The organism is Methanofollis ethanolicus, from assembly GCF_001571385.1.
Classification (GTDB): Archaea; Halobacteriota; Methanomicrobia; order Methanomicrobiales; family Methanofollaceae; genus Methanofollis; species Methanofollis ethanolicus.
Window position 1 is genome coordinate 1,296,690 of the sequence record NZ_BCNW01000001.1, and the last position, 21,346, is coordinate 1,318,035.

At 61.9% G+C, this 21,346-nt stretch carries 23 protein-coding genes and 1 tRNA gene; 8 read left to right on the forward strand and 16 right to left on the reverse strand.

Annotated features, from left to right (window positions below; translation table 11 throughout):
* Nucleotides 1-314 precede the first annotated feature (314 nt).
* Both MEFOE_RS06395 and MEFOE_RS06400 read left to right on the forward strand, forming a co-directional pair.
* Nucleotides 315-2,168 (forward strand): hypothetical protein, encoded by a 1,854-nt coding sequence (locus MEFOE_RS06395; protein WP_067049895.1) that lies wholly within the window; start codon nt 315-317, stop codon nt 2,166-2,168.
* Nucleotides 2,165-3,358 (forward strand): LarC family nickel insertion protein, encoded by a 1,194-nt coding sequence (locus tag MEFOE_RS06400; RefSeq protein ID WP_067049898.1) that lies wholly within the window; start codon nt 2,165-2,167, stop codon nt 3,356-3,358. Before MEFOE_RS06395 ends, MEFOE_RS06400 begins: the two co-directional genes overlap by 4 nt.
* A gap of 50 nt (nt 3,359-3,408) precedes the next feature.
* Here MEFOE_RS06400 and MEFOE_RS06405 read toward each other — a convergent pair whose 3' ends face one another.
* From MEFOE_RS06405 to MEFOE_RS06415, 3 genes are all read right to left on the reverse strand, one after another.
* The gene (locus MEFOE_RS06405) at nt 3,409-4,524 is read right to left on the reverse strand and encodes a chloride channel protein (protein WP_067049901.1); all 1,116 of its coding nucleotides are present in this window, start codon (nt 4,522-4,524) and stop codon (nt 3,409-3,411) included.
* A 210-nt stretch (nt 4,525-4,734) separates the two neighbouring features.
* On the reverse strand, nt 4,735-6,408 hold the full coding sequence (locus tag MEFOE_RS06410; protein WP_067049904.1) for an MBL fold metallo-hydrolase: 1,674 nt from the start codon (nt 6,406-6,408) through the stop codon (nt 4,735-4,737).
* 575 nt (nt 6,409-6,983) lie between these two features.
* Nucleotides 6,984-7,056 (reverse strand) — tRNA-Glu (locus tag MEFOE_RS06415).
* Nucleotides 7,057-7,155: 99 nt separating this feature from the next.
* Between MEFOE_RS06415 and MEFOE_RS06420 the strand changes: the two genes are divergently transcribed.
* Nucleotides 7,156-7,932, forward strand: coding sequence for an EamA family transporter (locus tag MEFOE_RS06420; protein WP_067049907.1), 777 nt, complete (start codon nt 7,156-7,158; stop codon nt 7,930-7,932).
* Here the strand turns inward: MEFOE_RS06420 and ilvE are convergent.
* Genes ilvE through cfbA form a run of 5 tightly spaced genes read right to left on the reverse strand, consistent with a single transcriptional unit; the run spans nt 7,901 to nt 12,840 of the window.
* Complete coding sequence (gene ilvE, locus MEFOE_RS06425) at nt 7,901-8,767, reverse strand: branched-chain-amino-acid transaminase (RefSeq protein ID WP_067049910.1); 867 nt, start codon at nt 8,765-8,767, stop codon at nt 7,901-7,903. The genes MEFOE_RS06420 and ilvE overlap by 32 nt on opposite strands.
* A 32-nt stretch (nt 8,768-8,799) precedes the next feature.
* Complete coding sequence (gene cfbB / locus MEFOE_RS06430; RefSeq protein ID WP_067053057.1) at nt 8,800-10,182, reverse strand: Ni-sirohydrochlorin a,c-diamide synthase; 1,383 nt, start codon at nt 10,180-10,182, stop codon at nt 8,800-8,802.
* A 2-nt stretch (nt 10,183-10,184) separates the two neighbouring features.
* Nucleotides 10,185-11,258: a Ni-sirohydrochlorin a,c-diamide reductive cyclase catalytic subunit gene (gene cfbD, locus MEFOE_RS06435; protein WP_067049913.1), complete on the reverse strand. Its 1,074-nt coding sequence runs from the start codon at nt 11,256-11,258 to the stop codon at nt 10,185-10,187.
* 1 nt (nt 11,259) lies between these two features.
* Nucleotides 11,260-12,429, reverse strand: a complete 1,170-nt coding sequence (cfbE, locus tag MEFOE_RS06440; RefSeq protein ID WP_067049916.1) for a coenzyme F430 synthase — start codon at nt 12,427-12,429, stop codon at nt 11,260-11,262.
* 6 nt (nt 12,430-12,435) lie between these two features.
* Nucleotides 12,436-12,840 carry a sirohydrochlorin nickelochelatase gene (cfbA, locus tag MEFOE_RS06445; protein WP_067049919.1) on the reverse strand — a complete coding sequence of 135 codons (405 nt, stop codon included), beginning with the start codon at nt 12,838-12,840 and terminating at the stop codon, nt 12,436-12,438.
* A gap of 77 nt (nt 12,841-12,917) precedes the next feature.
* Here cfbA and MEFOE_RS06450 point away from each other — a divergent pair, with 77 nt between their 5' ends.
* The 4 genes from MEFOE_RS06450 (at nt 12,918) to MEFOE_RS06465 (ending at nt 15,882) form a co-directional block, all read left to right on the forward strand.
* On the forward strand, nt 12,918-13,250 hold the full coding sequence (locus tag MEFOE_RS06450) for a hypothetical protein (protein ID WP_235809578.1): 333 nt from the start codon (nt 12,918-12,920) through the stop codon (nt 13,248-13,250).
* 160 nt (nt 13,251-13,410) lie between these two features.
* The gene (locus MEFOE_RS06455) at nt 13,411-14,547 is read left to right on the forward strand and encodes a methanogenesis marker 9 domain-containing protein (RefSeq protein ID WP_067049922.1); all 1,137 of its coding nucleotides are present in this window, start codon (nt 13,411-13,413) and stop codon (nt 14,545-14,547) included.
* A complete protein-coding gene (locus MEFOE_RS06460) occupies nt 14,519-15,340 on the forward strand; it encodes a triphosphoribosyl-dephospho-CoA synthase (protein WP_067049927.1) in 822 nt (273 codons plus the stop codon). Before MEFOE_RS06455 ends, MEFOE_RS06460 begins: the two co-directional genes overlap by 29 nt.
* Entirely contained in the window at nt 15,328-15,882 is a 555-nt protein-coding gene (locus MEFOE_RS06465) for a DUF447 domain-containing protein (RefSeq protein ID WP_067049930.1), read from the forward strand. The genes MEFOE_RS06460 and MEFOE_RS06465 overlap by 13 nt, the downstream gene beginning before the upstream one ends.
* Before the next feature lie 219 nt (nt 15,883-16,101).
* Here the strand turns inward: MEFOE_RS06465 and MEFOE_RS06470 are convergent, their stop codons facing one another.
* Nucleotides 16,102-16,536, reverse strand: a complete 435-nt coding sequence (locus MEFOE_RS06470) for a zinc ribbon domain-containing protein (RefSeq protein WP_201785181.1) — start codon at nt 16,534-16,536, stop codon at nt 16,102-16,104.
* Nucleotides 16,537-16,739: 203 nt separating this feature from the next.
* Between MEFOE_RS06470 and MEFOE_RS06475 the strand changes: the two genes are divergently transcribed.
* On the forward strand, nt 16,740-17,006 hold the full coding sequence (locus tag MEFOE_RS06475; RefSeq protein WP_153015886.1) for a hypothetical protein: 267 nt from the start codon (nt 16,740-16,742) through the stop codon (nt 17,004-17,006).
* Nucleotides 17,007-17,137: 131 nt separating this feature from the next.
* On the opposite strand, the gene MEFOE_RS06480 is transcribed toward MEFOE_RS06475, so the two are convergent.
* The 7 genes from MEFOE_RS06480 to MEFOE_RS06510 all read right to left on the reverse strand — a co-directional run bounded on the left by MEFOE_RS06480 (nt 17,138) and on the right by MEFOE_RS06510 (nt 21,247).
* Complete coding sequence (locus MEFOE_RS06480; protein WP_235809579.1) at nt 17,138-17,311, reverse strand: antitoxin family protein; 174 nt, start codon at nt 17,309-17,311, stop codon at nt 17,138-17,140.
* Between the two features lie 79 nt (nt 17,312-17,390).
* The gene (locus MEFOE_RS06485; RefSeq protein ID WP_067049936.1) at nt 17,391-17,765 is read right to left on the reverse strand and encodes a HepT-like ribonuclease domain-containing protein; all 375 of its coding nucleotides are present in this window, start codon (nt 17,763-17,765) and stop codon (nt 17,391-17,393) included.
* The gene (locus MEFOE_RS06490; RefSeq protein ID WP_067049939.1) at nt 17,746-18,063 is read right to left on the reverse strand and encodes a nucleotidyltransferase family protein; all 318 of its coding nucleotides are present in this window, start codon (nt 18,061-18,063) and stop codon (nt 17,746-17,748) included. The genes MEFOE_RS06485 and MEFOE_RS06490 overlap by 20 nt, the downstream gene beginning before the upstream one ends.
* A gap of 79 nt (nt 18,064-18,142) precedes the next feature.
* Nucleotides 18,143-19,912: a glycosyltransferase family 39 protein gene (locus tag MEFOE_RS13340; protein WP_083523361.1), complete on the reverse strand. Its 1,770-nt coding sequence runs from the start codon at nt 19,910-19,912 to the stop codon at nt 18,143-18,145.
* A gap of 239 nt (nt 19,913-20,151) precedes the next feature.
* A complete protein-coding gene (locus MEFOE_RS06500) occupies nt 20,152-20,373 on the reverse strand; it encodes a type II toxin-antitoxin system HicA family toxin (protein WP_067049942.1) in 222 nt (73 codons plus the stop codon).
* Between the two features lie 6 nt (nt 20,374-20,379).
* Entirely contained in the window at nt 20,380-20,586 is a 207-nt protein-coding gene (locus MEFOE_RS06505) for a type II toxin-antitoxin system HicB family antitoxin (RefSeq protein ID WP_067049945.1), read from the reverse strand.
* A gap of 121 nt (nt 20,587-20,707) precedes the next feature.
* On the reverse strand, nt 20,708-21,247 hold the full coding sequence (locus MEFOE_RS06510) for a hypothetical protein (protein ID WP_067049948.1): 540 nt from the start codon (nt 21,245-21,247) through the stop codon (nt 20,708-20,710).
* Between the last annotated feature and the right edge of the window lie 99 nt (nt 21,248-21,346).

Below are 21,346 nucleotides of genomic sequence, written 5' to 3' on the forward strand. Positions count from 1 at the left end.
CTCCTCCTCCAGGACTCCGACCCTTTCTTCCCGGAACCAATCCTCGCGCGGGGGTCCGGGGGCAAAAGTCCCCCGGCGAACGGGAAGGCAGAGGATCGGCACGTACTATCAACCGATGGAGGAGGATTTCTACAGAGCCGATTTATCTTTCCTTTCTGCCGATAGAATCGTGGATTCCCGCCTTTTCAGACCTGAGATTTCCAGAAACCACAATGAAGACAAACCAAGACGGATCCTGATTCCTGCACTATTCTCAAGGTATATGTAGGGGGGCGACCCGATCACTCCATTGTGGTAAAAAGGGAGTGCTAAAAATGACAGATACGCACGAAAAGGACAAAGTGGTCTTTGCAGCGACAATGGCCGCGACCTTCGAACCTGACTCGATGACCAACGACAAACTTGAGGCTGCGACGAAAGGGCATGGCTCTCTTGTCATTCCGGTCTTTGCAGCCGCAAACTCGATTGCCGAGGATCTGTTCTGTTCGGTCGCCGGGCCAGAGATGTCCCTGATGGGACGCATGACCGTCGTCGACGCCTCGGCCGGGGAACTGCCTCTGGACATGGTCGTCGAAAAAGCGGTCAGGGCGGCGATGAACGCCGGGGCCGAACCGGCCAACGCCGCTCTCATCGTGGCATCTCTGGCATACTTCTCGGGTTCCTGCGCCAGGTCGGGTGTGCCGCTCGGCAACAGGAAACTCGGGGCAATCGCGCGGATCCACGCGGGTGCGGCACGGACAAGCGCGATCGCCCTCGTCACCGGCAAGTCCACCCACAGGATCCAGGCGTTTCCGGCCTATCAGGCGATCTATCAGGCATTGATGGACAAAAAACTCACCCGTGTCGACGGCTCCATCCTCCCGCCCTTCATATCGGGAGGGACGATCTACGGCCACTCGGCCCTGGGTGAGGACTACAACATCCCTGAACTTGCTTACAACGCCGCAAAAGTTGGCACCGAGGCGATGATGAAGAGCATGGCCGGTGCCGGCATCACCCCGCTCGCCCTCTGGCCGGCCCTCATCGGTGCTGCGGTCACCATGGAGATCGTCCACCCGGACGCCATCCTCGGTGAAGAGTTCGGAAAATTCGGCCGCGTCGACTCGTCCTATCTCGCGGGCAAAGGCGCCAGGGACGCGGCGCACCTGCCTGAAAAACTCCATATCAGGGGGACGCACGAGGAGTACGACACCGCCAAGGTGATCGGCGACTTCGGGCTGATCCTCAAGGACATCGGCGGCCCCTCGGTCATCGGGTCGATGGCATTATCAGAGATCTTTGCCGCCTTCGAAGAGTCGGCATCGATAGGAGCCGGATTCTCTGGCGGCCCGGTGAACCCACCCCTCGGTCACCTCGAGGGCGACTGTGTCCCGGCCCTCAGGCTCCTCTTCCAGCACAACGGCGATGTCTTTGCCGTTGCGGAGGCGATCCGCGACTACAAGATGAATTCCTTCATCGATCCAGAGATGGCCCTCTGCGGCCTCAACACCATTGCCAGGAAGGCCGAACAGGTGACCCGCGGCAAGGTCACGAAGGCCTGTATCCTCGCCTCCGAGGGAGTGCGGGACAGGGCGATCTATCGTCGGGCCGCCCACACCTACGATATCATAACAGGAGGAAAGACCGTCGCCGACGCCACCCGCATCCTCGACGAGGAAAGACAGGCCTATGTCGAAAAGCGGGGTTCTGCGATACTTTCGGCATTCACCGGCCGAAAGATCGTCTTGAAGTTCACCGAGATCAAGGCTCACGGCCGCCGGACCGACAAGTTCACAGCACGATACTGGGGTTTTGACTCCAATGTCTCGTACGACGTTGCCATCGACGGAAAGACGTACCACGTCGAGAACCTCAGCGGAAAAGAGGTGCCCGACTTCGCCCTGAAGGGGAAGAACCGCGACAATCCTGACTGGCCGATTGCCCTCTTCTGTGGCGCCGTGCTGACGCAGGAACTCCAGTACATCGGGCACACGATCATCAACATCACCGTGCCCGCGGCGGTCGCGAGTCTCGTCGGGATGGATGCGAAGGACGCCGCCGTCGGCGCTGAAGACGGGGCTTTCCTGACCCGCGCCATCCCGGGCGCCGGCGAGAAGGCTTTCGAGGTGGCAAAACTCGCACAGCAGGTGTATACAAAGATCAACGAACCGTTCCCGCCCGAAGCATGAAGGTGCTCTTCATCGATCCCCGTGCCGGGGGGATGTCGGGGGACCGGTTTATCGCCGCCCTTGCGGACCTCACCGGTTCGGTCCTCCCCCTTTTTTCCCTTGCCAGGGCGATCGCTGCACTGCCCGGGTGTTCGGGGTTCGACGTCGACATCACGGAGACAGAAACCGGCATCAAGGCGAAGAGGATCGCGATCCAGGTTCCGGAAAAGAGAACAATCTTTGATGACGGCCTTGCGGCGGCGATGAACGAGGTGATCGCTGTCATCGGTCTCTCCGACGGCGCGGCGACGACGGCAAGGGCCGTCCTGGAGGATCTCATCCTGGCCGAACGGCAGGTCAGGTTCTCAGGCAGGTCCTCCCCTGCCGACACGATATTCACCATTCTCGGCCCCTTTCTCCTTCTGGAAGACGCCAGCCTCTCAGGTTGTCCGGTGTATGCGACCCCGCCGGCCCTGGGGAGCCCGGCACCGGCAACCCTCGAAATCTGTGTCAGGCACCGGATCCCGGTCTCTGAAAGTCCTTTCACCGGAGAACTCACCACCCCAATCGGCGCCGCTCTGCTTGCACATATGACAGACGTCGTGGACCGCTTCCCCGCGATGGTCCCCATCCGCGTCGGATATGGTAGGGGTCTCCCGGAAAACAACGGGCAGCCGACTCTCCTGTGGGTTGTCGAGGGAGAGGTCGACGACCTGGTGGAGGAGCGGATCGTCATTCTGGAGACGAACATCGACGACGTCACCGGGGAGGTGATCGGCTATACGGTCGAACGTCTCTTTGCGGCCGGTGCGGTGGACGTCTTCGTGACATCGGCACTCGGCAAGAAGAACAGGCCTGTACAGGTGATCTCGGTGATCACCGACTATGCCAGGTATCGAGACCTGACCAGGATACTCATGGAAGAGACCGGCACCCTCGGCGTGAGGATCCGTGAAGAGCCGCGGCTTGTCGCCGAGCGGTCACGCCGCCCGGTGGACGTCAGGGTGGGGGAGCGGACTTTCGCGGTGCGGGTGAAGACCTCCCGCATCCATGGGCGGGTGGTGGCGGTCAAACCCGAATATGAGGACATGAAGGAGATCGCTCTCACCCTTGACATACCCCTCCGCCGGGTGGTCAGGGAGGTGCAGCAGCAGATCCCATTCCCGGACCAGACTCGAAAAGATTCAGGGGAGAGAAAGGTGTCCCTCTGAAGGCCGGTATCCGGTGGACGGTTCGACTGGCGTGGAGATCCTTTGCTCCGTCATTCTCCCTCACCAGAGCAGAGCACCGCCCACCGTGTCGTGAGGTACCCGGCGATGGTAGCGACGGCGACGGCCGGCACGACGGTCCACTGCATGATGACCATCACCACGAGGAGGACGACCACCCAGGGGGCCTTCAGCACCGCGACGGTCATGCCGGCCATGGCGGCGGGGACGGTGATGGCGAGGGGGACGGCGGGGACGAGGAGGTTTACGGCCATGCCAAGGGTGCCGCCGGCGAAGAAGAGGGGGAAGACAGGGCCGCCCTTGAAGACGGTGGCCATGCACCAGGTGCTGGCGAGGATCTTGACGCCGACGAGGGCGAGTAGCATGAGGCCGCCCAGCGCCGCACCGCTGGCGAGGACTTCCCTGAACTCGGTCTGGCCGGAGAAGAGGACGACGGGGGTGATGGTCCCGAGGATGCCGAGGCCGACGCCCCCGATCACGCCCCTGAGGAGGTGGCGGCCGGCGAGGGGGGAGAAAAGACGGTGGAAGACGTGGTAGGCGGCGATGAAGGCGACGCCGGCGGCGCCGCCGACGATGCCGAGGGCGGCGGCGGCGACGAGGTCGAGGAGGGCGAACGCGTACGGCGGGACGGGGTAGAGGGCGCCGGCAGGGCCGGTGAGGATGACGTAGACGCCGAACCCCACGAGGCTCCCGAGAATGCCGGCCGTCGAGAGGTCACGCACCCGCGTTGCCATGCCCCGCATGCGCTCGCCGGCCGCGGTGCCCATGCCGCCGCCGAGGTCGATGGCGGCAACCTCGGGCCCGAGGCTTGCGCCGGCGATGAGGGAGAGGTAGACGGCGAGGAGGGCAACGGGAAGGTGGGCGGGCTCGAACCTCCCGGACTTCCGGAACTCCGCGATCGTCTCCTGGAGGAGGCCCACGTGGTCCCCGAAGAGGTGGAGGCAGAGACCGACAGCCAGCCCTCCGGCGGTGGCGACGATGAGGGTGAAGAAGGGGAGAGGCGGCTGGTCCTGCCAGACCAGTGTCGTTCCCACGCTCTGCACCGCGAGGAAAATCACCATCGCTCCTCCGGCGGCCACGGCGAGGATGACGGCGACGAGGACGAACCGCAGGGACTCTCTGACGGTGACGGGATCGTATGGTGTCATTTATGAGGTCGGATCTTCCCTGTGCGGGGGAGGATATATAAGGATGGGGTGGCGAAAACAGGGACTCTGTTTCTTCAGCACACTCCCCCCGACCGGGAAAAGAGAGGTACGGGTCAGATCCTGTCCTGACCTGTGAGGAACGCCAGGGAAAAAAATCATCGGCTCTTTCTGTGTGCACTACCTTTTCTCGTGAAAGTTCTCTGTAACGGCCTACTGGGGTTTCGTGAAGTCCAGAACAAGGGTCGGCATCTCCTGAACTGTCCTGAGGTCGCACCGACCGCCACAGCGGGCAAAACGCCTGCGCCAGACCCTGATGTGCGGCAGATCGGTATGCAGGGCCCCGGACTGAACGGCGAGGGAGACGGTCCCGTCGGTCCTGAAGGCCGAGATGGTGATCTCGTCCGCTCCCGCGGCAGCAAGGTCCTCGATCACCCCGGTGATTCCGTCACAGAGTCTTTCCGGGCGAGCCAACACCATCAGGGAGTCGGCGTCACGGACAAAGGTGATGCGAACCCCTTCGAAGAGGGGAAGATGGGCGATTCTCTGTGCAAGAGCGGACCTGAACGCCTTTTCATCCTCGGCCGCGGCGACGAGTCCCTCCTCAAGATGGGAGGAGTCGGAGAGGCGCCCGACGAACTCGGTCATCAGAGGGACGAGGTCGACCGGCACTGCGGGGTCAGGGGGGTCGAAGGCGCAGACCGTATGCAGGCAATCGGTGAGCAGGCGACTGGCCCGGCGCACCAGGGACGTGTCCACGGCCGGGTCACTGCACCCCTGACCGAAGGCCCCTTCGATCTTTGCCGAGACCTGCACCGCTTTGAGGACGAACTGGATGTCGATCTTCCTGCCCTCCCTGAACTCTGTCGAGAAAGCGTCGAAGTCGGTGAGGAATCTGTCGATCTGGTCGGACTCGATGAGATCCTGATACCTCGCCGCCTCTTCGACCTCGCCGAGGATTTCGAGATAATAGGAGAGATAATAGATCCTGCCTGCGATGACCGGAAACAACCGGTTTGCCTCGGCGAGCATGTCCTGCGCGTAATCGACCGATTCACGCAGTCGCTCGCTATCGAAGTTCCCGATCGCCTTCATGCGCCCAAGGTCGTCCTCAAGTTTCCCGAGGGCACGCAAGGCGGCGGGCGCCGCGATCTCCCGCCCATGGCCGTTCCAGCAGAGGGTGATCCCGCCGTCGGTCAGGACCTGGCGGACCCCCTGGATAGAGGTGAGCAGGGCATCGGGGTTCCAGCGGTGGAGACCTGCGATACCCGGGTTTGCCGAGAAGAGAAGGTCGCCGATGAAGAGGTGTTCACCGACCTTTATGCAGATGGAGTCAGGGCTGTGCCCGGGGGTGGCGTAGACCGAGATCCGGTTTCCCGACGGAAAGGTGAGGCGGTCAACCGGAATGGCGGCATGCTCGTCGTGTTCACAGGTGATCGTCTCACTGTTTCCGAGGGCCACCTCGCGTTCGTCCTGTGCATGGAGGTGTCCATCGACCGGGAGGGGCTCGATCTCCCACCTGAAGATATTGGCGAGTGTCAGCATTTCATCTCCCGATTCGAGTGCTTCCGCCCCCTCGGCATGGGCGAAGACACGCACGCCCTTTTCCTTGATCCAGGACCGCCGCCTGATCGCCTGGAGACAATGGTCGAGATGGCAGTGGGTGAGGAAGAGGCAGATCGGACGGGGCCTTTCTGCGGTGAGTGCCTCGACCGTCGAGACGATGGTCTCCATCTGCGCCTCATCGGCCCCGGTGTCGATGATGACGATCTCGTGCTCTGTCGCTATCAGATAGGCGTTTGAGCAGCAAACGTCCGGTCTCCTCGTCAGGGGAAGGATGTGTGCTCCCTCAGTTCCCGGGATCTCCTGCCAGTCAGTTTCTGCCATCCGCGTCGTCAACTCCTCTGATATTTCGTTGTTCCTGGTAATCTGGGCGTGCAGATGAATATATCTGCCTTTTTTCTCCTGATCACAAAAAGAATTTCCCGGGGTGAGAAAAGAGGGGGGACAGCGGGTGGTGCAGCAGTAACGGGTCTTCCCGGCCGGTGCGACGGCAGCGAACCCCCGGGCCTCGCCGCCCCGGCGCCGGGGGCGAACAGGCGATCGGCCGCCTGAAACCCCCACGATTCGCGCCGATTTCCGCCCCCTTTCCCGGGCCATATTTCCTCTCCTCCCGGCACTACCCCCCCTTACCCCTCATCCTGCCGGAAACGCCCTCCAGGTTCAGATGGAGCGTCACCATTTCTCATTGAATGCACACAATACCCGAGAAATAACAGATTTCAGAATGAAGCCCACTCCGCCTGGATCGAGGGCGGGGAAACGAAGAATAAAGGCCAGATTGCCCGGATACTGGGGGAGGGGTTCCTCCCCTTTTCTGCAGGTCCGGTCGGCGTCGCGCAGGGCGGGTGTGCCTCTGGCAAGAGAAAGAAAAATATAGAAAATTCGTACCAAAAATCGGATGCTGCCATGGGGATTCGAACCCCAGTCGTCGGCGTGAAAGGCCGACATGATTGGCCACTACACTATGGCAGCAGAAGTGCCATACTCTATATCCAGATAATGGTACTTAAACCTTCGGCAGGGCCCGGCCTCTCCATATTTATATCGCGGCCGGCCCACCGGGCACTGCCGATGATCTGGATCGCTCTCGCTCTCCTCAGGGCCCTCGCGCATGCGCTCTACTCCATCGCCGTCAAGCGCTACCTCCAGGACTACCGGCCCGTCCATCTCGCCGGTCGGGCCTTCCTTGCAGGGGGACTGATCCTCCTCGCTCTCGCCTGCGTTCGGGGCCTGCCCGAGACCGGCCCCCTCTTCCTCCCGGCCCTCACCGCCTCCGCGATGCTCAACGCGGCGGCGGTCTGGCTCACCTACCGCGCGCTTGCCGAGACCGATATCTTCCTTGCCGTCCCCATGCTCTCCCTCACCCCCATCTTCCTGATCGGGACGTCGTATCTCCTCCTCGGCGAGGTGCCGGGCGCGGGGGGTGTCGCCGGCATCGTCCTCATTGTCGCGGGTTCATATGTCCTCGGAACAGGAGGGGGAGAGGGTGGCGTCCTCGCCCCGGTCAGGGCGCTCTGGATGTGGCGGGGCACGGCGATAATGGCCTTCGTCGCCCTCATCTACAGCCTCACCGCCACCCCGGACAAAATTCTCATCCTCCAGTCAGACCCGTTCTTCGGCCTCGGCCTTGACCTCCTTGCCATCGGTGCGCTCTTCCAGGTCCTCACCCTCGCACGCGGTGGAACGCCTGCCGGCCCGCCGCCGATAGGGAGGGCCGTCGCCGTCCAGGTATGGGCGAGGAGAGGGCACCCTCACCCCACGAAGACAGCAAAAACCCGTGAAGACAGAGAGAAAAAAAAGAGAGGCCGAGACACCCTCAGTAGATGGGGGTGCCTTCCTTTCCGGTGACCGTGGAGAACCCGGCCATCAACTGCTTCGTGACCGGACCGGGGATGCCGTTCCCGATGACCCTGCCGTCGATCCGGGTGATCGGGCCGATCTCGGCGGCCGTGCCGGTGACGAAGACCTCGTCGGCCGTGTAGACATCGAAGTAACCGAGGTCGCGCTCCACGACGGTGAGGCCGAGGGAGGCGGCGACTTCGAGGACGACATGCCTGGTGACGCCACGCAGGTTGTTCAGGGTGTGCGGGGTGATGAGGGCGCCGTCCTTAATCAGGAAGAGGTTGTCGCCCGAGCCCTCGGTGATGTGGCCCTGGGGGTCGAGGAAGATTGCTTCGTCCCCGCCCTTGTAGTTGGCCTCGATCTTGGCGAGGATATTGTTCAGGTAGTTGAGGCTCTTGACATTGGGCGGGAGAGCGTCGCAGGCGTTCCTCCGGACCGAGACGGTGATCGCCGTCAGGCCCTTCTCGTAGAGGTCGCCGTACATCGCACCCCATCCGGTAGCGATGATGATCACGGTCGGCACGGCGCACTTGCGCGGGTCGAGGCCGAGGTCACCCTTGCCGCGGGTGACGATCGGTCTGATATAGGCGTCCTTCAGGTTGTTCCGCCGCAGGACTTCAAGGAGCGCCTCCTTGAACTCCTCCTTCGTGATGGGAACCTTCAGGTCGATCGTCTTTGCCGAATCGTAGAGACGGTCGATGTGCTCATCCAGCCTGAAGACCCGGCCGTTGTAGGCGCGGATACCCTCGAAGACACCGTCCCCGTACAGGAGGCCGTGGTCGAAGACCGAAACCTTCGCCTCAGACTCGGGGACAAACTTCCCGTCAAGATAAATGATCATAAATTTCTATTGGGCCGGGAAGGTATAGTCTTTTACGGTCCTTCCTCCCTGTCCCGGCACTGCCTGACAAATCCTCTGATGAAACCGGCGCTGGCGACCGGGTGGAGATGCGTGTAACTGGCAAGGGTCCGGGCCTTCGTTGCCCCGTCCTTCTGTCCCGCGATGCCGGTGCCCCGCGAGAGTGCGTAGGCGTAGCGGGTATCGAGGTCCAGGACGACCTCCGAGTAGTGGAACTCATGTCCCTTGAAAGGCCCGGCACCGAAGGGCGAGGCCTGGCCCGCGACCCCCTCGACATAGCCGAGGGTGCGACGGGACGGCATCAGGCTTTCCCCGGAGAAGACCCCGCACATCTCGTACGACTCCTCGCGGTCACTCTCCTGCCAGCCCTTCTTGAGGACCAGGCTATCGGTGAGGTACATCAGCCCGCCGCACTCGGCATAGATGGGGACGCCGTTCCTTGACACTTCGGCAAGGGCCTCCCGCGTCCGGGCGTTCGCCTCCAGGGCCGCGGCATGCATCTCAGGATAGCCGCCGCCCAGGATATAGCCATCGGCCTCGGGAAGGGGGTCGTGAATGGGGCTGAAGGTGACGACCTCGGCGCCCTCGGCCCGCAGGACGTCGAAGAGGTCGTTGTAGTAGAAGGTGAAGGCCTCGTCGTAGGCGACGGCCACACGCACGTCGGTCTCGTGGGTCCGTGCAAACGGCCCGGCCTCGCCGGTGAAGCGATAGTCCTCCATCAGCCCCTTGAGGGCGTCAAGGTCGACGTAACCGCCGATCACCTCCTTCACCGCCTCGATGCGGTCGAGGAAGTCGCCGGTCTCCTGCCCCTCGCGGTAGGGGACGAGGCCGAGGTGGCGCATCGTCAGGCGCATACCCTCGCTCTTCGGGATCGCCCCGACGACAGGGACGCCGCAGAAGTGCTCCACCGCCCTGACCGTCTTCTCCCTGTGGCCGGGACTCGATATGTTGTTGAGGATCACGCCCCTGATCCGCACGCCGGGGTCGAAGGCGGCAAAGCCTTTCACGATCGCGGCGGCACTCCGGGTGATGCTCCGGGCGTCCACGACCAGGACGACAGGGAGGTCGAGGGCCTTTGCGACCGAGGCCGTGCTCCCGGCGTCGCCGATCGCCTCCGCGCCCTCGTACAGGCCACGCACTCCCTCGACCAGGGCGATATCGGCACCCTTCGCCCCGTGCTCGAAGACGGCACGCATCTGTCCCGGCGTCATGACGAAACTGTCCATGTTCCGGCAGGGGCGACCGGTGACTGCGGTGAGGTACGACGGGTCGATGTAGTCCATCGCCACCTTGCAGGTCTGGACGACGGCGTCCTTCGAGAGGAGGGCGGCAAGAGCGAGGGTGATGCTCGTCTTCCCGCTACCCGAGCGGTCGCCGGTGACGAGGAGGGCCTTCACGTTCACTCACCCCCGGCGACGCTCCGCAGGACGGCGCCGAACTCGCTCTCGACGATCGACCTGACGCCGAGGGTCTTCGGGTGGAGGTCCACCTCGACGACGACCATGGCGTGGCCGAGGTCTTTCAGGGGCGCCACCTGCCGCGGGCCGTTGGTGACAGAGATCGTCTCGATGCCGGCGGTGTACTCCTGCGGCACGGCATGGGGCACGCCGACCAGAAAGGCGAAGTCGGGTCTGATCTCCCGGAGGCGTTCGCCGACGGTGTCTCCGTTCGCCCCGTACTCGTCGAGGGCGCCGAGGAGGGCGGGGTCGAGGCCGCGGTCCCGCATGCCCGCGAGGACGTTGGCGGCGTCTGTCCGCACCTTCGGGAGGCCGCGGTCTTCGAGGTTTGCGACGTAAGTGATCTCTGCCTCAGGGCAGGCGTCGTGGAGGGCGATGAGTTCGTCGGCAAACATGTACGCCGTCTCCTTCTTGGCGTTCATGACGGCGACGCCCTTCTTCCCGCTCCGGGCGAGGGCGACGAGGCGGCGGGCGGCGAGGTGTTTGAGGTCGCCGCGCGAGGGTTCGATGTACGGTTTCGAGGCGGCGCCCCGCAGGCGTTCGACCTCGTTTGCGGCCGCAAGCAACTGCTTCTGCCTCTCAAGTTCGTCGGCGCTGATCCACCCGGCCTCCGCGGCCGGTTCGAGGGCGGCGATCACCCCCTGGATGTTCTCCCTGAACCCGGCGTGAACGTCGATCCCGATCGTCGGCGTCGTGACGCCGGAGGAGTCGATCGCCGCCTTCAGGTCTTCGCCGATGATCATCGAGACGCAGGTGCCGACGACCGCCATCCTCTTCGGGTGAAACTCCTTCTCCGCCTCTCTCAGCACCCGTTCGAGAACGGTCTGGCCGCCGAAGATGAACTCGTTGTCGGCGAGCGAGGTGGTCAGGACCCGCATCCCGTCCTCTTCGAGGAGGCGGGCGTGCTTGAACGAGCACCCGGAGGGGCCGTGGAGAATGGCGACGTCCACCTCCAGGTCGCGGGCGGTGTACAGGGCCGCTACAATCGAACTGGGCCGTGGTTGAATATAGTGCATCTTACCTCCATGTCTTGACGGCGAGGATGATGGTCCCTCCGTCTGCGCGTGTTTCTGCAATTGCATACCCCTCGTCCAGGTTCAGGGCAGGGGTGCCGGCAAGGTCGGGGTAGTCCCCGACAAGCACAACCTCGTCGGGACTGATCGCACGGATCGCCGCCGCCACCTCCTTCTCGGGAAAACCCTCGCAGATGGTCTGCCCCTCTGTCCCGATGACCAGGACGAACGGGGCCCGACCACCGAGGGAGCGGGCATAGGCGGCGGCGTCGACGGCGACTTCCCGGCACGCGCCGCTGCTCGCGACGTCGACGACCAGGGTGCCGCCCTTCCACGAGACTGCCATCCTGCCGGGCAGCGGCCGGAAGGACGCAAGCCCTGCCGGATCCGCGTCGAGGAGGCAGGCCGCCGCCGCGGCGATCTGGAGGGGCGTCCGGTAACCCCGGAGAGCGAGGAGGGGATTTTCGAACGACCCTTCGATGTCGCCGTATCTGTAGGTGCATACCGTTCCTTCGACCGCGGCGATCTCGCCGGCGTTGCGGGCGGACGGAACGCTCACTCCCGGCGGGACGAGCGCCTGCGGCGCCATCGCAAGGGAGCGCACCTTCTCAGCAAGGGCGTGTTTCGTCCCGGCGGCGAAGAGGTAGTCGTCCCCTGAGGTGAGGACTGCAAGGTCGCCCGCCCCGGAGACGCCGAGCGACTCCTCGGCGACGCACCATCCGCCGATCTTTTTTGCCTCCGCGGCGGCGGCGAGCGTCGAGGCAGGGGTGATCGAGCGTTTCCCGAGGGGGCGCCGCTCAGGATAGACAAAGGTACCCATCGAGGTGTGGAGGACGCCGGGGCCCGGGAGGACGTGGGCGAGGGCGGTTGCCGTCGTCGTCTTACCGCGCGTGCCGGTGATCTCAACGAAGGGCGACGGCCTCTTCCCTGCAAGGAGCATGGCCACCGCCTCGTGATGGGTAACGGCCCGCGGCGCCGCCCTGAGAAGGGGGTGGGCCGGGTCGAGGTGGACCGGAGCGACGACGAGGTCGTAGCGCCTCCGCGCGGCCTCCTCCGCGGGTATCCCCTCGATCCCCCGGTAGACGTCCACCGCATCGACCTCGTGGCCTGCAACAGCAAGCGCCTCCGCAAGGACGGCGCCACCGTGGATGGTGTCGAGGACGAGTATCTTCATGCCATCTCAGGCTTTCGCGTTGAGCGCCACCTCGGCGTTCTTGACCATCAGGTCGGCGAGGAGGGGGTCGCCGCCGATCGGGTCGGCATAGAGGAGGGGGATGGCGCCGGAGGCGTGAGCGAAGCTGCCCTTCTTCCCGCCTTCAGGGAGGCCGAGGAGTTCGGGAATGTCCTGGAGGATGTGGACGCCCTTTGCGAGGAAGAGGGGGACGACGACGAGACGGTCGATTTCGTCCTCCTTGAAGAGGGCGAGGGTCTCCTCGACCGAGGGCTGGTTCATGCTCATGAAACCGGGGCGGACGAGGAACTCAGGGTGTTTTTCCGCGATGATCGCTGCTGTGCTCTCGATGAGTTCTTTGTTGTAGGGGAGTTTGCTGCCGTGGCCGACAAGTAACAATCCGGTTCTCTTCATATGGTACTGTGTACTACCTTTACTCTTTAAAAGTATTACCGATTGGTTTTTCGCTGCCATGTCCACATTGAATACAGATGGGTGATTTCGAGCGGGACATTGTCCACTGCGTCAACGCATTTTTCGAGGGCCATGCCCTCCAGGGTTTTGCCTACCGCCTCAAACAGCACAAGTACTCGACGCAGTACGTCGACGTCCTCGTCGACTCCCTCGACCCGCGGTATTACTGCGCCATCGAGTGCAAGTTCCTCAAAGGGAAGAAGATCTACTTCTCCCGGCACTTCCACGAGGACAGATGCGGCGTCCACCAGGTCGATGCGATCACCGGCTTCCTCGGGCGGAAGGGCGACGGGGTTACCTCGCGGTGGAGTTTCGGGGCGGGAGCGGCCGGAAGAACGAGGCCTACCTGATGCCCTGGGAGACCCTCCTCACGTAATGGGGGTCGGAGGCCGGGATCGCCATCGGCGATTTTTCCTCAGGGATACAGCTGGAACGCCAGAGTGATGCCTATATTCTCAATAGTCTTTAACAAAAGGGCTTTGAGATGTGAGGGCAAATATTGAGGGAAGCATGATCGAGTGTTACGAGCGCTGCGGACTGATCATCAACGACCAGGTGATGAAGACGCCGGTGGTCATCGCATCAATGGCCGGGGTGACCGACGCCGCCTATGTGCTGGCCAGAAAGGAGCATATCGGCGCCGCGTTCATCGGCGGCTACTCTATCGACGAAGAGACGATGGAGGCGAGCAGGGCGATGGCGGCCGACGGACGGCCCGAGTTCCTGTACGACGACCCCGTGGCAGAGTTGAAGGCACAGGTCGCCGCCCTGCAGGGAAGCGGGGTCGTCACCGGCCTGAACCTGCGGGGGAGCAGTCCCGCCTCTTATGCGGCCATCGCCGATGAGATCGGCGATGCGGTCGTGTACGAGGTCGACGCACACTGCCGCCAGCCTCCGATGACGGCGCTCGGGTGCGGTGAAGCACTGCTCAGGGAGCCCCGGCGCCTCGCGGAGATTATCAGGGCGCTCAAGGCGCGGGACGTGACGGTCTCGGTGAAGGTCAGGGCCGGGGTCGCCGCCGACGACCGCCGTCTTGCCCGCCTCCTCTGGAAGGCCGGGGCCGACATCATCCACGCCGACCTGATGGACTTCGGCTACGCCCGACTGCGGCAGATCAGGAATGCCTGTCCCCTTACGCTCATTGCGAACAACTCGATCACCTCCTTCGACCGTGCGATGGAGATGTTCGCCCACGGGGCCGATATGGTCTCTATGGCCAGGCGGTCCGACGAGCGGACCCTTGCCGGGATCGATGCCGCGATCCAGAGGAAGGCCGAGGAGAGCGGGTGGTACAACGCCCCGAAACAACTCTGCCGCGGCGGGGATGTGCGGTCCCTTGCTTTCTGCTGCATGCCGGTGAAGCACTGTCCCCTGATCCCCTTCCTGGAGAGTATAGGGCTCTCCCGCGAGGACTACATGCAGATCAAGACAGAGGCGGTGGCAGGGACGCCGATCGCAGGGGGGAAGACAACGTGTTTCGGTTCCCTTGCCTTCTGCTGCAAGTCGAGCTCCCCCTGCATGCTCAGGGAACTCTCCATGAAGGAGGCAGGACTTTCCAGCGCGGAGTACATGCGGCAGAAGCGCCGGCTTGCCGGAGATATCATGGAGAGGGTCTTTGATGGAGTGCCGGACGAAGACGAGATCTGACCTCGCGCAGATGGCGATGATGCTCGAGGTCTCCGCATCCCCGAAGCCGGGGAATGTGGATCGCGGGCATGATTATCCCGACACCCGCCTGGAGCACTTCCTGGCCTCGACGATCTTTGCCCGCCCGGCCCTGGAGAGGGCCGAGAGAGGAGGTACAGAGCTCGGCGCCCTCATCGAGGAGGCGGTGGTGGATACGAACTGCCATACCGGCGGGAACACCCATTTTGGCGCCTTCATCCTGCTGATGCCCCTCGTCGCCGCGGGCGGCGCGGACGGGGCGGCGCAGGTGGTGCGGGAGACGACGGTGGAGGACGCCGTCGCCTTCTACCGGGCCTTCGGGGCGACAGAGGTGCGGGTGCTTGCGAAGGACGAGATCGACGTGAAAGACCCGTCGGCCGCGGCGACGCTCAGGGAAAGGGGCATGACCCTGTACGACGTGATGGCCTACTCGGCGGAGAGGGACATGGTGGCGCGGGAGTGGACGAACGGTTTCGCTCTCTGCCGGGAGACGAAGAACCTCCTCGTCTCCCACGGCGCAGGGAAGGCGGCGATCGTTGCCGCGTTCCTCGACCTGCTCTGCACCTATCCCGACACCTTTGTCGCAAAGAAGTTCGGCCAGGCGAGGGCGGAGGAGACGATGCGCCGCGCCCGCGAGGTGAAGGCCGGGAAGGTCTCCCTCGACGCCTTCGACGAGGAGTGCCTTGCCGCGGGGGTGAACCCGGGGTCTCTTGCCGACATCATGATCGCGGGGATCTTCCTCGCCCTGCTGGAGGGGTGGTCATGGGATTCCTGAACGAGGGGATTAACGAGGTGATCGCGACGACAGGCGGGAATGCCGCGCCGATGGGGATCATCTGCCGGAACGGCACCCTTTCAATGGTCCTCTTCAGGGGTTCGCACACGGAGGCGAATATCAGGACGAACGGGTGGGTGGTTGCAAACCTCACCCACGATCCTGTCGTCTGGGTGCGGACGGCCTTCGACGACCTTCCCCTCGACGCCTTCACGCCTCTGGAGGCGGGCGGGCGGCGGGTGGAGCGCCTGAAAGAGTGCGAGGCGTGGGCGGCCTTTGCCGCGACGGTGGAGCACGAGACGGCGGAGACGGCCTTTGTGACGCTCTCGCCCCTCGGGGAAGGGGTCGTCGGGCAGGTTCTCAGGGCCCACAACCGGGGCTTCGCCGGGATCGTCGAGGCGGCGGTCCATGGCACGCGCTATGTGCTGAGCCGCGACCCCGCGCTGAAGGCCCTCATCGATCACCACCTTGCGATCGTGCGGAAGTGCGGCGGGCCGCGGGAGCGCGAGGCGGCGGCGGTGCTTGAGGAATACATCAGGTAGGACTTTTCTTTTTTCGTTGTCACCGTGCTGTTGCCGCAGGCACGGGGGACCAGGGGCGTGCCGGTGGCGGGGTTCTGACACTGACAGGACAGGAGGGAAGGGGAACCCTGCATCGAGACCGTTGCGGATCACGATAATAGGGATAGGGCGAGATGCGGGCAGAAGAGGAGATCCAATCTCGGAGAAGTGATACCACCGTTGATAAAAAAAAGGAAAAGATCAGTAGTATGTTGACCCGCTCATTCCAAAGACAAATGCAGCCACGATAGCGGCCAGAATGAAGAATACTACTATTCCCACAAACCAGAGGACCACGAACAGGATCATATGGAGAGCGTTCGTCTCCTGATAGGGGATCTCCCTGGCATTCATCCGTTTTGCCGTTGTGTATGCATCATAGATACCATAGGCCCACACGATCAGGCCCGGGATAAAGTAGAACATAGAACCAATCACGGTTCCTACAAGGATCAGAAATCCTCGACCAAAATCTCCGTTATAAACCTGCCCCAGACCGGCAAAGACAAAGGAAGAGATTGCTGCAATACCTGAACTTTTCTCAGGGTTTTTCTTGATCCTGACCCCACAGTTCGGACAGATCTCCGCGTTCTGGCTGATCTGTTCTTTTCCACATTCTTGACAGAATTTTGACATTTGTATCACCAAAAGACGTTATGAAATATTACAGACGTAAAAATAGGCTTTTCCCTATTAATCTGGTATATTCACCGCATTTTTTAAATATGGTCTCATGAATCCTCCTTGTGAAAATATATTGGATATGGGCCGCCCATTTTCATACCAAGCAGTATATCCTTCAGGGTGCCGACTTCTCCTCCCTATGACAGGCATTGACAATGGCGATGACAGAAATGGCGGGACCACATGAACGGAATTATGTTATGGCCTCTGATCGGGCTGGAGATCCTGGCTTTTTTCTCGGCGTCGTTTGGCAAAAGGCCGTAATCTTTCATCAGTTCTCGCGCGGTTTCCTCTTCAGAATAGGTGATTGGAATGGTCCGGGCAAGGTCAAGAAGTTTCTCGATTTTCTGGAGTTCGGTTTTGATCCCGGCAATAATACCGGGGTTTATTTTTATTTCCCCGGGTTTCTTGCCGGCATATAAATCGTATGAAGACATGAATGACCTCGCTCCCAACAATCGCATTTCGATAGAGGAGTTTCTTCTGGCTGAGCGCGAAAAAATGTCTATGGATCTCCTCGGCGCCCTCAAGGATTTTGAGGAAGACATTCGAATCAATAAAGATCCCATTCATCGTCCATCTTTTTCAGCGCTTCTGTTGTGTCCTTTCCTTTCAGAAGACCGAATGCATCTTCGATGACGGCGGATGGTTCTTCGATAGTGATCTTGACCTGCGTTCCCTCCTTCAGGTCGATCTTTTCGAGGGGGTTTGAGGACGCCGGATTCATACACTGCGTCGATCACTTTCGTCATTGCCTTCCCCTGTCGGTTTCATTGCCATATCAAAACAGGCGATATACGCTCTGGTCACGGCGCCAGATTCCTATCACTCTCAGATATCATGGTGGCCAGCAGACGTTCCAGATCGTCTATCATAGGTGGGAGGTCGGATTTCACGGTGTCCCAGACAACATCGTAGTTCACGTCAAAATATCCATGGATCAGACGGTTTCTCATGCCGACCATTGCACTCCATGGTATTTCGGGGTGCTTCTCTCGAAGTTCCGGTGAGACGAGTTTCGCAGCTTCTCCAATGATCTCAAGGAGGCGGACGACGGCAAAACCGAGCATCTCATCCGTTTCCAGATCCGTACGGGTTCGGTCATCGAGGAAAAACACTGCTTTTTTCGCGGCATCAAGGGCATGTCTGAGAGGAACGGTTTCATCCGTCTGCTTCTGCATAGCAGACCTCGGCGGCGGCAACGACATCGTCCCTGAAATATCGGCTCAGATCCTGCGGGGTGAGGAGGTCGATCGTCTTTCCTCCGAACGCACGGGAGAGTTCCTCGGCGATCTCATGGAGACGGAAAAATCCGGGAATATGACCTTCGTCGAACTCGACAAGGAGATCTATGTCGCTCTCTGGCCCGAAGTCGTCCCGCAGCACCGACCCGAAGAGAGAGAGTTTTCTGATATGATGCTTTCTGCATATCACCCTGATGGCGTCGTACGGAACGAGAACGTGCGGCGTGCCGACCATGTTTCATCCCTCGTGTTTCCCTTTGCAGTATCTCCTGATAAGTGTTCTCCGGGAAAGGACGTGGTGCCGGTGTCCACTCTCAGAGCGGGAAGATCCAGTACTGGATGTACCACACATACTGCACCGCGGGGATCCAGAAGTGATACCCGTCCCAGCAGAGGGTGGCAAACCTGAAGTCCACCACGAGTTCCCAGGCGAGGGTGCAGAGCATGAGCACGGGGACGGCATGGGCGAGGGCGGAGGGCCTGACCTTCCCGAGGACGACGGCGAGGTAGAGCGCCGCCGCACAGGCGAGGAAGAGGTAGGTGAGGTACATCATGAAGGAGACCTGCCCGGCCTCCCCCCTGCCGGAGAGGGCCTGCAGGACGACGTAGATGAGGGGGAGGTCGGCGAGGACGAGCCAGAAGAGGGTCCGCAGCGACTCCCGCACCTCGGCAGCGCCGAAACCGGCATACTTCAGGGCGTAGACGCCGAGGACGAGCATCGGGAGGTACGCCGGCGAGAGGTAGCGCATGTCAGGGACGATGCCCGGACTCGCCGGTATCCAGGGGAGGGACCGGAGGTACGTCGCCATGACGAGGAGGGTCGCCATGACGAGGAGGGTCGCCATGGCGAAGAAGGCAAGGAACCTGGCGTCCCTGAGAGAGATGCCGGGCGTCCCGCGTTTATAGATGGCATAGCCGACGGCAAAGAGAAGAAGCAGGACAAAGAGAGAGAGGGGAGAGACCTGGAGAATGCCGGCGGCACGGGCGTACACCGGATTGACGAAGGTACCGTAGAGGCCGGAGAGGAGGTCTCCTGCGGGAAGGGCGAACTGCCTGACGATCGTGGCCTGAAGTGTCTCTGTCCCGGCGGAGATGTTGGAATATACCTGCGACGAGTACCCGGCCACCCAGGGGAGGACGAGAGGGTTGCCGGAGAGGCCCAGGTTGTTCACGAAGAGGGGAAGGGCGCCGAAAGGGACGCCGAGGACGGCGAGGGCCGCCGTCCCGGTCCTGCGCCACCCCTGCCGCACCGAGACCGCGAGGGCGAAGAGGAAGAACCCGGCGGCGAGGGCTGGCCCGAGTTCCGGGCGGGCCCAGGCCGTCCACCCGACGGCGATGAAGGAGGCGAAGAGCCAGAGGGGGTCGTCGCGGGAGAGGTAGAGGGTGAAGAGGTAGAGGGCCGCCGCAAAGAAGAGGGCGACGAGCATGTGGTCCTTCGCGTTCCCTGCCCAGAAGAGGTAGGACGAGGAGGTGACGACGGCGACAAGACCGAAGAGGCCCCAGCGCTCGCTCTCGAAGATCTCCCTGAAGATCAGGTAGGCTACGACGCCGAAGAGGGCGAAGGCCACCCCGCCGGTGAAGACGATGGCGGCGACCTCGGGGTAGACCTGGAGGTCGCCGGGCTGCACGCCCCGCACGAACCAGAACGGTCGGTACAGCGCCATGTTCAGGACGAAGAGGACGCCCCACGAGATGATCGCCGCATAGGTCCAGGGGATGCCCCGCCAGCGGGCGTAGTGCGGGTACCACACCTCGACCATCACGGGGATAGAAAGGAGGAGGGCAGACCAGAGGAGGAGCACGGCGAGGCGGAATGAGTCGCCAAAGAAAGAGAAGAGGTAGTACGCCGGGAGAGAGACGACGGGGAGGGCGAGGGTGTAGCAGAGGACGTTGTGGTGGGACTCGGCATAGGCGCTGTAGCCGTACGGTTCATAGGTGTGGAGGGGGGAGGTGCCCTCGACAAGGTGGTTGAGCTGGTTTGCCGAGATGAACTCGTCGTTCAGATAGATGGAGGGATAGGAGATCAGAGTTGCAAGAACGAACAATACTGCAAACAGGAGGATACAGTCCCTGCAATTCCCCATGGCAGGAGGATGGGATTAGTGACTATAAGAAAAGATACGATTTGAGTTCTGATGCAGGTGACGAAAGAAGAGGGGACCGGGGTCGGTGTCACACCAGTTACCTGTCCTCTTCAGATTCATCGTCTTCCCCGGCAATTGTACGCCCACCATGCGACCCCGAAGATCAGGGGCACGCAATGAGGACAGCGACACATGAGAGAAGTCTCCTGCGGGCCCTTACAGCCTGATCTCCGGGCGGTTCAGAGCATCGCCACAAATTCATCGGCGGTGAGACCTGCATCTTTGATGAGGTTTCGTAGTGTCCCTCTTTTTAATTCGGTATGGAGAGGGACGGAGAGGGTGACGTCCAGCCCGGCCTTCTCCAGGATCATGTGGCTTCCCGTCTGCCGGGACGTGGTGAAACCGAATTTATGAAAGGTCTTGACTGCCGCTGAACCGGATATGACAGGGAGTTTCGCCATGGTCTGTTACACAGACACATCGATAACTCTGCTGCCCTGCTGTCTCCGGGCACGGTCGTTGAGCGCGGCGACACATCCCCGAATGGCGTCCCTGATATTTTCCAGCGCCTCTTCCAGGGTTTCCCCTTCCGAGTGGCAACCGGGAAGCGCGGGGCAACTGACGATAAACCCGCCGTCTTCAGGATCGGGAGTAACGACGACTTTGAATATCATAATCGGACGATTATTATTATCGCCGTATCGTCTGATAATAGTTTGGAAGCACCTGACCAGGAGAGAGTGTCCGGGCAGAGAGTGGCGAACACCGGGTCCGCCTCCTCGCCGCCGCCACGGGTTATCTGGAATCTCCAGATGGGACTTCATCACTTTCAGGTTCCGGAAGATCGCCGGCCCCGCCGGATTCATCGTCTTCCCCGGCATTGTATGCCCACCATGCGACCCCGAAGATCAGGGGCACACCGATCGGGATGCAGAACCCTGCGGGGCCGTGGAAGAGGGGGCCGTACTGGGCGACGCATGACGCGAGGTACGCAACGCCGGCGCCGGCGAGGAGAAGGGAAAGAATTTTTCTGGCGGCTTCATACTCCTCCTGCCACCTGATGATGAGAAAGGTGATAGCGGCGATGAGGAGGAGGGTGCCGACGACCCCGAGACAGATGGAGAGGGCGGTGCGACCTGCGAGGATGCCTGTGGTCACATAGTCGAGGTCGCGGGTGAGGAAGATGAGGCTTGTCCCGAGGTAGGTCTGCTGGTACCGGAAGAGGGGGAACTGGAGGCCTGCACCCAGGACGTTCCCGATACAATAAATGTTTACAGGCAGGACGAGGGTAAGGGCGAGGAGGGAGGCGAGAAAGGGCCGGTTGATCCTGTACATATCACATCTCCACATGGTTCGAGGCATAGGTTTCACGCTGTTCACTGAAACAATCATCCAATCATTTTTTTGAGGGGAGAAATGCGCAGGGGAGGATAC